This is a genomic window from Edaphobacter paludis, from assembly GCF_039993895.1.
Taxonomy (GTDB): domain Bacteria; phylum Acidobacteriota; class Terriglobia; order Terriglobales; family Acidobacteriaceae; genus Edaphobacter; species Edaphobacter paludis.
Genome location: NZ_CP121194.1, coordinates 2984192 through 2995111 on the forward strand (window position 1 = coordinate 2984192; position 10920 = coordinate 2995111).

9 protein-coding genes are annotated in these 10920 nt (G+C 57.2%); 2 read left to right on the forward strand and 7 right to left on the reverse strand.

Annotation, left to right across the window (positions count from 1 at the left end):
- Window positions 1-18 precede the first annotated feature (18 nt).
- Genes guaA through leuS form a run of 4 tightly spaced genes read right to left on the reverse strand, consistent with a single transcriptional unit; the run spans window position 19 to window position 5351 of the window.
- Window positions 19-1578 carry a glutamine-hydrolyzing GMP synthase gene (gene guaA, locus P4G45_RS12410; RefSeq protein ID WP_348266794.1) on the reverse strand — a complete coding sequence of 520 codons (1560 nt, stop codon included), beginning with the start codon at window positions 1576-1578 and terminating at the stop codon, window positions 19-21.
- A gap of 41 nt (window positions 1579-1619) precedes the next feature.
- Entirely contained in the window at window positions 1620-1790 is a 171-nt protein-coding gene (locus P4G45_RS12415) for a hypothetical protein (RefSeq protein WP_348266795.1), read from the reverse strand.
- A 58-nt stretch (window positions 1791-1848) separates the two neighbouring features.
- Window positions 1849-2802, reverse strand: a complete 954-nt coding sequence (locus tag P4G45_RS12420; RefSeq protein WP_348266796.1) for a hypothetical protein — start codon at window positions 2800-2802, stop codon at window positions 1849-1851.
- Window positions 2802-5351 (reverse strand): leucine--tRNA ligase, encoded by a 2550-nt coding sequence (leuS, locus tag P4G45_RS12425; RefSeq protein ID WP_348266797.1) that lies wholly within the window; start codon window positions 5349-5351, stop codon window positions 2802-2804. Before leuS ends, P4G45_RS12420 begins: the two co-directional genes overlap by 1 nt.
- Before the next feature lie 211 nt (window positions 5352-5562).
- On the opposite strand from leuS, the gene P4G45_RS12430 reads away from it, so the two are divergent.
- Complete coding sequence (locus P4G45_RS12430) at window positions 5563-6372, forward strand: hypothetical protein (RefSeq protein ID WP_348266798.1); 810 nt, start codon at window positions 5563-5565, stop codon at window positions 6370-6372.
- Between the two features lie 26 nt (window positions 6373-6398).
- Here the strand turns inward: P4G45_RS12430 and P4G45_RS12435 are convergent, their stop codons facing one another.
- Both P4G45_RS12435 and P4G45_RS12440 read right to left on the reverse strand, forming a co-directional pair.
- Complete coding sequence (locus P4G45_RS12435) at window positions 6399-7268, reverse strand: deoxyribonuclease IV (protein ID WP_348266799.1); 870 nt, start codon at window positions 7266-7268, stop codon at window positions 6399-6401.
- A 30-nt stretch (window positions 7269-7298) separates the two neighbouring features.
- A complete protein-coding gene (locus P4G45_RS12440; protein ID WP_348266800.1) occupies window positions 7299-9089 on the reverse strand; it encodes a long-chain fatty acid--CoA ligase in 1791 nt (596 codons plus the stop codon).
- Between the two features lie 232 nt (window positions 9090-9321).
- On the opposite strand from P4G45_RS12440, the gene P4G45_RS12445 reads away from it, so the two are divergent.
- A complete protein-coding gene (locus tag P4G45_RS12445; protein WP_348266801.1) occupies window positions 9322-10194 on the forward strand; it encodes a hypothetical protein in 873 nt (290 codons plus the stop codon).
- A 36-nt stretch (window positions 10195-10230) separates the two neighbouring features.
- On the opposite strand, the gene P4G45_RS12450 is transcribed toward P4G45_RS12445, so the two are convergent.
- Window positions 10231-10836 carry a TetR/AcrR family transcriptional regulator gene (locus P4G45_RS12450; protein ID WP_348266802.1) on the reverse strand — a complete coding sequence of 202 codons (606 nt, stop codon included), beginning with the start codon at window positions 10834-10836 and terminating at the stop codon, window positions 10231-10233.
- Window positions 10837-10920 lie beyond the last annotated feature (84 nt).

Here is a 10920-nt window from a genome sequence, read left to right on the forward strand (position 1 = left end):
AGCGAGATCAATAGAGCACTACTCCCACTCAATCGTCCCCGGTGGCTTCGAGGTAATGTCATACACCACACGGTTGATTCCGCGGACCTCGCTCACAATGCGGCTTGAAATCGTCCTCAGCACCTCGTAAGGCAAAGGCGCCCAGTCCGCGGTCATCCCATCCTCCGACTCGACCGCTCGCACGGCGCAAGTGTAGGCATAGGTCCTCTGATCGCCCATCACGCCGACACTCTTTACCGGCAGTAACACCGCGAACGACTGCCAAACCTTGCGATAAAGCCCCGCCGCTTTGATCTCGGCGACGACAATCTCATCTGCCTCCTGCAGCAAGGCCACGCGATCCGCAGTCACCTCGCCCAGAATCCTCACTGCAAGCCCCGGCCCAGGGAACGGCTGCCGCTCCAGAATCTCCTCGGGCATCCCCAGATCCCGGCCAATCCGCCGAACTTCATCCTTGAACAAGTCCCGCAGCGGCTCAATCAATTTGAGCTTCATATCCGCAGGCAAACCGCCGACGTTGTGATGACTTTTGATCGTATGCGACGGCCCATGCACACTCGACGACTCGATCACGTCAGGATAAAGCGTCCCCTGCACCAACCACGCAACTTCCTCGCCGACATGCTTTTCGGCTTCGAAAATCTTCTTTGCCTCGTCGTCGAAGACGGCAATGAACTCGTTGCCAATTACCTTCCGCTTCTTCTCTGGATCGGTCACGCCAGCCAGTTTCGCCAGGAATCTCTCGCCAGCATCCACGGCCACAACATTCAGCCCAAGCTGTTCCCGCATGGTCTTCTGCACCTTGGGGAACTCATCCTTGCGCAGCACACCGTTGTTCACGAAGATGCAGGTCAGACGATCCCCAATCGCCTTCGCCACCAACACCGCGGCAACGGACGAGTCCACGCCTCCGCTCAAGCCACAGATGGCATGGCCATCGCCAACCTGCGCCTTCACACGAGCAACGGTCGCCTGGATAAAGTGCTCCGGCGTCCAATCCTGCTTGGCCCCGCAGATATCGAGGCAAAAGTTCTTCAACAGCTCCATTCCCTGCCGCGTATGCGCGACCTCGGGATGAAACTGCACTGCCCAGATGCGCCGCGCCTCATCGGCAATTCCGGCCACGGCATTCGCCGTCTTCGCCGTCAGCGCAAAACCCTGCGGCAGCTCCAGCGCCTCATCTCCATGCGACATCCACACATCGAGCGCCTGCGGCAGCCCGCGAAACAGCGGAGTCTCCGCCACCAGCGTCACCTCGGCGTGGCCGTACTCGCGCGCCGAAGCCGCCTGCACCTTGCCTCCCAGATGATGCACGATGAACTGCAACCCATAGCAAATACCCAGCACCGGCACGCCCATCGCCAGTACCGCCGGGTCCGCCGCCGGGGCGTCCGCGTCGTAGACCGAGCAAGGCCCACCGGAAAGGATCACGCCCTTCGGCTTCAGCTCACGCACTTTTTCAAGCGAAGTAGTGCAAGGCAGCACTACGGAAAAAACGTTGAATTCCCGAATACGCCGTGCAATCAACTGCGTATATTGCGACCCAAAATCCAGAATGACTATCGTTGAAGTATCCACGTATCCAGTGTAAATCCGAGCACGTAAATACCTTGCTCCCTTTAGCTCGGATCTTTGTGTCGTGTACTCTGCACCCCAGTGACGATGCCAATTCCCACCAGAATAATTGCGCCGGCCACAATGTAAGCCTGCGGAATATGCATCAGATGCGCCAGATAGGCCACACCCACAATCAAAATGAGATAACCAATTGCGTAAATGCCAAACGACATAAAAAGCGCCTCCGCCCAAAACGTACAGAACTCTGTCAACGTGAGATGCACAATTCGTTCACCTCAGAGAAGAACCTTGGTGACTTTCGTATGCTCGCCAAAGCTCCAGATAAGCCACGAGCCGCGCCACATGGAAAAAATCCGATGCAACACAATAAATCACTGACACGCCGACCCACCACCAGAACATAAACTCCGGCGTCGCCACAGCCTCGAACGGCAATGGACAAGCCGATAGCACCATAGCCAGCACGATCAGCGCAATCTTCACAATCCCCATCACCAGGTTGATCTCCATCAGCTTCGACTTCAGTGGCCCTAATCGGAAGGCCGCCGCAAAACTTTTGCCGACTCCCGCATTCCGCAGCATGGCCAGCAGCGGAGCCACGCTCAGCCCCCAGCTTGCGATTGCCCAAAGCGAAAACAACCCCAGTGTCCCTACGATCACCATCGCAAAATAGCCCACCAGATTCGGCTCATTGCCTACGGCAATCGGTCCGGCAATATTCACCCTCGCCGCCCATTGCATACACGCAAACCACACGGCAAAACTAGCCAGCAGCGCCACTACCCGCACCGCCTGCAACACAATTAGCGTTCCAATTCGCGCATGGAGCCTGCTATCGACACGCCGCAAAACGACCGTCCGGCCCACCGCTGATACCAGAACCCACACCAGCACCATCACTGGCCCCAGCCACGCCAGCACCTGCATTACCGGAGGCAGCAGCAACACAATTGCATCTGTCAGCGTCTTTGCCGACCCCATCGCGTCAAGTATCGACATCTGCTTCAGCGCCGTCACGTCCAACGGGACAGTCTTCAGAATCCGTGTCGCCTCGTACCACAACACCAGCAGCGCCGGAATGCCGTACACCCAGCGCCACAGCACCTCGAGAGCCGTCCACGACGGATGCTTCCAGCCCTGCGAGAGCACATGCACAAACGACTGCGTTCCGCGCACCGTCCCCGCGGCAATGACCACGCCGTCCTGAGGCGGCGAAGTCGGCACTACTTCACCACCAGATTGACCAGCTTGCCCGGCACCACAATCACCTTCACCACAGTCTTTCCTACTATCCTGGCGACAACCTTCGCATCAACCAACGCCGCTGCCTTCACCACATCTTCAGTGCTGCCTACCGGAACTTTTACAACATTGAGCAGCTTGCCATTCATCTGCACAGGAATCTCTAACTCATCTTCCCGCAGAAGGTCAGCATCCGCCATCGGCCACGGCACGCGGAATATGACTCCCTCGCCGCCAATTTGCTCCCACAACTCTGCTGCAAAAAATGGAGCGAACGGAGCCAGCAGCAATACAAGATTACGAAAAATCTCCGCGACGACTGCCGGCGAAACATCGCCATCATCGATCGCCGCCTCTGAGGCCACGATCTCATTGACCAGCTCCATCGTGGCTGCGATGGAGGTATTGAAATGCCAGCGTCCGCTGAAATCCAGCGTGATCTTCGCAATCGTCTGGTGCAGCTTGCGCAGCAGCTTCTGCTCCACAGCAGTCCCTCCACGCGAAGCGCCTCCCACTGAGGCGACGGCACTGTACTTCGTAGTCAACCGGTACACCCTGCTCAAAAACCGGCTGATTCCCGCAACCCCATCCTCCTGCCACTCCAGGTCCTTGTCCGGCGGTACCGCGAATAGCGCATACATGCGCGTAGCATCTGCTCCGTACCGCGCGATCATGTCGTCAGGCGAAACTACATTGCCTTTCGACTTCGACATCTTCGCGCCGTCCTTGATGACCATTCCCTGCGTAAACAGTCGCGCCGCAGGCTCATCGTTCTTGATCAATCCAAGGTCGCGCATCACCTTCGTCCAGAACCGTGAATAGATGAGGTGCAGAATCGCATGTTCCACGCCACCGATGTACTGGTCAATCGGGAACCAGTAGTTCGCCTTCTCACTCGCAAATGGAGCATTGGAATTTTTCGCATCCGTATAGCGATAGAAGTACCAGCTCGAATCGACGAACGTGTCCATCGTGTCCGTCTCGCGCCGCGCCGCGCCGCCGCATACAGGGCAAGTCGTATTCACAAACTCTGGTACCCGCCCCAGCGGAGAGCCACCCTGCTGCGTAATATCCACCTGAGGCGGCAGCACTACAGGCAGCGCGCTCTCTGGCAGCGGAACCACACCGCCGGGTTCAACGCCCTCGTGTCCGTTCACGCAATAAACCATCGGGATCGGCGTACCCCAATATCGCTGACGGCTCACGCCCCAGTCCTTCAGCCGATATGTAACCGTAGCCGTACCAAATCCATTCTCCTTCGCAAACGCAGCCATCTTCTGCTGCGCTTCCACGCAACCCTCGCCAGTCCACTCACCCGAATCAACGAGCACGGCATCGTCTTCCGCCGTATAAGGCAGCTCCGAATCGCCAGCCTCAGCCTTCGGAACAATCACCTGCTTGATGGACAGGCCATACTTCCGGGCAAACTCGAAGTCCCGCTCGTCATGCGCGGGAACGCTCATGATCGCGCCTGTCCCATAGTCCGCCAGAATATAGTTCGCCACCCAGATGGGCACTCGCTCGCCGTTGAACGGATTTATCGCGAACCGGCCCGTATCCACCCCATGCTTCTCGATCCCGCCAACATCCCCGGCCTCACGCGCCAGCGTCTGTTGCGCCAGTAACTCCTCGATCTTTCCAGCAAGCGCAGCATCCTCTGCGGCAAACGCCTTCGCCACCACATGTTCCGGAGCAAGCTGCACCGAGGTCGCTCCAAAGATCGTATCCACCCGCGTCGTAAACACCGTGATCTTCGCGCAATCCGCGGCCTTTACCTCGCCGTCCACGGCGAAGTCGACCAGCGTTCCTTCGCTGCGTCCGATCCAGTTCCGCTGCATGGTTCTGACCTTCTCCGGCCAGCCCTCCAGCTTGTCTAACCCATCCAGCAACTCATCTGAATACTTCGTGATCCGCAAGAACCACTGCGTCAAATCCCGCTGTTCGACGATCGTGTCTTCATGCCGCCAGCAGCGGCCGTCGACCACCTGCTCGTTGGCCAGCACGGTCTGGCAATCGGGACACCAGTTCACCTTGCTCTTCTTCCGGTAAGCCAGCCCGGCCTCGAACATCTTCAGAAAGAACCACTGGTTCCACCGGTAATACTCCGGCAGACAGGTCGTTACTTCCGTTGCCCAGTCATAGCTCAGTCCCAGCCGCTGCATCTGCTTCCGCATCGCGGCAATGTTCGCCAACGTCCACTCCCGCGGCGGAGTGTTGTTCTTCAGCGCGGCATTCTCCGCCGGCAGACCAAACGCGTCCCACCCCATCGGATGCAGAACGTTATACCCGCGCATCCACATGTGCCGGGCCAGCGCGTCGCCAATCGCATAGTTCCGCACATGCCCCATGTGCAACTGCCCACTCGGATAGGGCAGCATCTCGATGCAGTAATACTTCGGCTTACCGGAGTCGTGCCCTTCGGCGGCATACAACGCCAGATCGGCGTCCCATCGCTGCTGCCATTTCGGTTCAATCTCCGCCGGGTTATACCGCCCTTGCTTCTCGATCTCGTTCGTTTGAATCTCTGGCATATGAATCTGATTGTAAAGAAACCGCGCCACCGCTGCTCACCGAAGCGCCAACCCAGCGATTTATCCGAATATCAATCAGTCTTTGCAAAAAGGACTACACTTCTAGCCAACATCGGCGCGCATCACGCACCAGAGAACGACCGTGTATCTGACCCCCTTCAAATCCGATCCAGCAGGCTCCCATCGCAAGCCACCCTCTGGAGCATCCAAAGTGCTTCGACTCTCAACCCTTGCCGCCTCTCTCATCATCCTCTTAGCCTCATCTTTGCTCGCGGCGCCAATACTTAAACCAGCACCAGAAGCCCCCATAGCGACGCATCCCGCCCTCAAGTCTCTCGCAAAAGAAGCCGCTACAGCCTCCCCCGTCATCGTGATTGGATTCCTTGGAGGCCGCGTCAAGAAAAACAACCTCATCCACCGCGAGGTTCAGCTCGCGATGCATCTACGCCAGAACCACCCGGTTGGAGTCGATGCGGAGATATTTCAAAACTCACACGGCCAAAGGGCATTCCAGCGAATTCTGCACCTGCTCGACGTAAACCACGACGGAATCCTAACCCTCGCCGAAAAGCAACATGCCCGCATCATCATCTACGGCCACAGTTGGGGCGCTTCAGAGGCGGTCACCATGGCCCGGCAGCTTCAGGACGATAAAATTCCCGTACTGCTAGCCATTCTTGTAGACCGCGTATCGAAGATCGGAGAGGGAGACCCGCGCATCCCGGCGAACGTAGCCCAGGCCGTCAACTTCTACCAACTTGATGGTCTTCTCCATGGACGTCCTATCATCCGCGCCGTCGATCCGACGAAAACGCAGATCATCGGCAACTATCAGCTCAACTACAAGGACACCCACGTCTCCTGCGACAAATATCCCTGGTACGCCCGCCTGTTCATGGGACCGCACATCGAGATAGAAAACGATCCGCGCGTCTGGAACCAGGTGGAAGCCCTCATCAGCGCAAAACTCCCGCCAGAAGTGGCCTCTACGACCGCAACGATCACGGGTCCCTCACAATAATCGCGAAGTCTGCAAATCAATCACCGTCACCCGGCCGCCAGCGTCCGCAGCACTCCCACATTTCTCGCTTCATCCCCCGGATTATCCACCGGCGTCTCCGCGATAAACGCCGCATGGGAAAACCGCGCATCGTGCAGCAGCCGCCGAAAGGCCTCCGCTCCAATCGTCCCCTCGCCAATATGCTCATGCCGGTCCAGCTTCGACCCCATCGCCGCCTTGGCATCGTTGCAATGCCACACCTTCACCGCATCGAACCCCACCGTCGACTCCACCAGCTTCATCGTCTCGATATATCCATCCGTGGAAACGATGTCGTATCCCGCCACATGCACATGGCAGGTATCCAGACACACCGCCACCGGAGCACACGCCTTCAGGCACTCCACCAACTCCGCCACCTGCTCCAGTTTCCCACCCAGCGAAAACTCCGCGCCGGCCGTATTTTCGATCAGAATCCGGAAGTTTTTCCCGGTGAAGTCGATGCCATCGATCGATCGCTCAATCGACTGCGCCGCCAGACGCAATCCTTCCTCTCGCGTCAGCCCCTTCCAGCTTCCCGGATGCAGTACGAGATACTCCGCCCCCAGCGCCAGCGCGCGCTCCACCTCTCCGCGAAATGCCGCCGTAGAGTTCTGCCGCACACTCTCCGTCTGGCTGCACAGATTAATTAAATAGCTTGCATGGATCGACACCGGCCCCACATCATGCGCCGCGCGTAGCGCCAGCATCTTCGCTGCATCCTCCGGCTTCACCGGAGAAGCCTTCCACATCCGGGGACTGGCGGAAAACATCTGGAACGTATTCGCTCCCGCCGCCGCCGCTCGTTCCACCGCCGTCCAACACCCGCCAGACGTCCCTACATGCACCCCAATCCGCTTCTTCACTGAATCTGCCATCCTTCAAGCCTACCCCACCCGCAGGCATGCCTACTTTACCTTCGAGGTCGCCTCATCGGCATAGAACGCGCCGATCTCTTTCTCATACTTCTTCTCCACCACGCGCCGCTTCAGCTTCATACTCGGAGTCAACTCACCCTCCTCCACGGACCACTCATCCGGCACCACAAACATCCGTTTCATGCTTTCATAGCTCGACAGTCCGGCATTTACCTTGTCCACAATCTCTTGATAGGCCTTCACTACCTTAGGATCTTTCACCAGGGCAGCATGATCTCCAGCCGTAACACCCTGTCCCTTCGCCCACCCTTCCAGCGCAGCAAAATTAGGCGAAATCAAGACGCAGGCAAACTTATGTCTGTCACCCACCATCGCTGCCTGGGCCACCAGCGTATTCGCCTTCAATTTATTCTCAATCGGCTGCGGTGCAATCAGCTTTCCTCCGCTGGTCTTCAGCAACTCCTTCTTCCTGTCCGTGATCGACAGAAACCCTTGCTCATCCAGCTTCCCGATATCACCCGTCTTAAACCACCCATCCGGCGTAAATGACTCCGCTGTCTCCTTCTCTTTCTTCCAATATCCAGGAAATATCGAAGGCCCCTTCACCTCCAGCTCGCCATCGGCGGCAAACCGGCACTGCACATTCGACAGCGCCTTTCCCACCGTCCCAATCCTGTGCGCGTTCGGATAATTCAGCGCGATCACCGGCGACGTCTCCGTCAACCCATACCCCTCGAATATCACAATTCCCGCATCCGCAAACCACCCAGCCGTATCCATTCCCAGCGGAGCGCCGCCCGAAATAAACACGTTCACCTCCCCGCCAAACGCCTCACGAATCTTGCCAAATACCAACTTGTTCGCCAGCTTCCATCCCATCCCTGCCGGGGTCTTCCCCTCCAGCGTCTCCTGTCGATGCCCCTTGCCTGTCGCCAGCGCCCAACTCAAAATCTTCGACTTCACCGGCGATGCAGCCGACTTCCCTTCCACCGCCTGACGAATCTTTTCGTAAACACGCGGCACCGCCACAAAGATCGTCGGCTTCAAAGCCTTCATCGCTGCTGGCAACAGATCGAACTTCGGACAATAGGCCACCGTTGCCCCATTGCACATCATCGCGTAGTCCAGGTGCCTGGCGGTCACATGAGACAGCGGCAAAAACGAGATACAGCTGTCCTTCTCCGTGAATCCAAAAGGATCGGTCGACAGATTCAAATTGCTGGCAAGGTTCCCATGGGTCAACATCGCCCCCTTCGGCTCGCCCGTCGTTCCCGAGGTATAGATGATCGTCGCCACGTCGTCTGCCCGTGCTCCCTTCACCATCGCATCGAACTCGACATCGCGCTGCTGCTTCCCCTCCGCGCCTTTCATCAACGCAGCAAAGCTCTCCGCATTACCGAAGTCGCCCTTATCCATCACGACCACGTGCTGCAGATCAGGCAGATCTCCCGCCGCCGCCAATTTCTCATACTGCTCCTTCGACGACACCACCGCCACCTTTGCCCCTGAATCCCGCAGCATGTACCCAATCTGCTCTGCAGTCAGCGTCGGATAAAGCGGCACGTCCACCCCGCCAATCGCCAGCGCGGCAAAGTCCGTCACCGCCCACTCCCAGCGGTTCTCCGACAGAATCACTACGCGGTCACCCTTACCCAATCCCCATCCACGAAGCACATCCGCCAAGGCCCGCACCCGCCCATAAAGCTCAACTGAGGAGATCGGTTTCCACTCCCCCGCGGCATCCTGCCACCTCATCACCGCGCCTTCGCCCCGCCCTGTAACCCGCGCCAAAACATCATTCAGAGTCGTCAGATCAAACATAAACCGTCCACCTCGGCCGCTAAAAGTCACTCCCCACGATAACCTACGCAAGCCTCAAATGGCATAGGGCCGCATGGATGCTGCTGCCGTACAAAGTGACCAGGCTGTTGGCATGAGTTCAATTGCTTCCGGTTTGCCATCATCCAGGAAATAGATTTTTTGGTATGCTCCAGAGTTACTCATTCACGGTTCCCAGGATGTTGCCGCTAAATTTGCTCCCCTAAGGACAACTGTGATGGATGAATACAATCTAAGCGAGATTCAGGAGCGCGTGAACGCCGCCAGGGATAATTTCATAGGCGCTCTCGAGAGTTACCGGTCTTATGACGGTCGACAAATCATTGATAGGTTCTTAGCGAAATTTAAGCATCGATCCGAAGCGACCGAAGCTATAGAGCGCGAGACTGAACAGCTCATCAGCGGCTTCAACTCGACAAGCGCATCCCTCGCGATGGACATCGACATCCTGCTTATGAGGATGCAGAATACCGCGCTCGGACTTACCGTCTACGTCATGAGGGGAGGAATCGAAAAAATGGGCGAGGCGGTTGAGGTTCCGCCAGGTACGTCTGCTTTGGATCTGGTTGTCGCCCAGATGGCAGGATTCAAAGAAGCGCAAAAAGCCTTTGTGGAATCCGGTGAGTGGGCGAAGAAGAAGGCATACCTGATAGGCGTGCACGCCGAGAGAGTTCAATTGATGGCCGCAGACATCATCCGCCTTCGCACGTTAACGCTACGTGGATTCAAGGACGAGAACGTCGGCACCTCATTCAAAGACCTGATTGAGCAGATCCGTGATAAGCAATATGCCCGGACCGGTATCGTTCTTTTTGACGCTGCTTTTGACCGAATACTAGACGTGATGAAAGAACTCGCACTATATGTGGCGGAAAAGAACCCCATGGTTGAGCTATGGAATCTGGCCAAAAAAATTGGAAAAGCTATCAAAGGGAAAGCCCCGGATACAAGTGGGGGAGGAACCGAACTGATGAATGAGCTGCTCAGCCAGTTGCGCCGTGAATCGACGATCCTTCAGGATCTAATGAATACGTTTAATGATGCGATGAAGGAGTTAGATAGCGTGGATCAGGCACTTCGCGCCTGACCGCTGCTCGCCGATTTTGCGTCATCAGGAAGCAGTTTAAGCCCCCGCAGTAATCCCATTCAGCAGCACATCCATCACCTGCGCCGCCGTCGACTTCGCATCGTAAACGCGCCCCGTAAACACAGCGGAGCTCAGCAGTTCATCGATCGCCCCGAACATGCAGTGCGCCACTACGCCATCGGAGACATCCCGCCGAAAGATCCCCTCATCCTGCCCCCGCCGAACCACCTCGCGGACCATCTGAATGTACTTCACCAGATGATGGTGCGAGAACTCCGCAATGAACTTCGCGCTCTGCCGCATCTCCGTCTGCATCAACACAGCCATGCTGCGGTTCACCGTACAACTCTCCAGATGCACCAGCGCAATATACTCAAGCTGCTCTCGCGGCCCCGCCAGCGTCACAAACGCATCCGCAATCTGCTTGTAGAACTTCTCGAACGTCCTGTCGATCGCCGTCCGCAGAACATCGTCCTTGCTCTTGAAGTAGAGATAGACGGTCCCATCGGCCACCCCGGCCCGCTTCGCGATCTCGCTCACCGGCGACTTGAAGTATCCCCGCTCGGCGATCACCTCCACCGCCGCATCGAGAATGCGCTGATACTTCTCGCATGTTGCCAACTCTTCTTCAGTCTTCTTCAAGGCGTCTCCTACTTTAATCCGCACTTCCTGTCAGGCATGGCAACAATGCTTTTTCAAAATTCAGATGCATTTTTATGCATTTAT

What these genes read in the sequence shown, in the direction of transcription:
- P4G45_RS12415 (WP_348266795.1), bottom strand. Translation starts at nt 1,790, where the DNA reads ATGTCGTTTGGCATTTACGCAATTGGTTATCTCATTTTGATTGTGGGT.
- leuS (WP_348266797.1), bottom strand. Translation starts at nt 5,351, where the DNA reads ATGCCAGAGATTCAAACGAACGAGATCGAGAAGCAAGGGCGGTATAAC.
- P4G45_RS12435 (WP_348266799.1), bottom strand. Translation starts at nt 7,268, where the DNA reads ATGGCAGATTCAGTGAAGAAGCGGATTGGGGTGCATGTAGGGACGTCT.
- P4G45_RS12440 (WP_348266800.1), bottom strand. Translation starts at nt 9,089, where the DNA reads ATGTTTGATCTGACGACTCTGAATGATGTTTTGGCGCGGGTTACAGGG.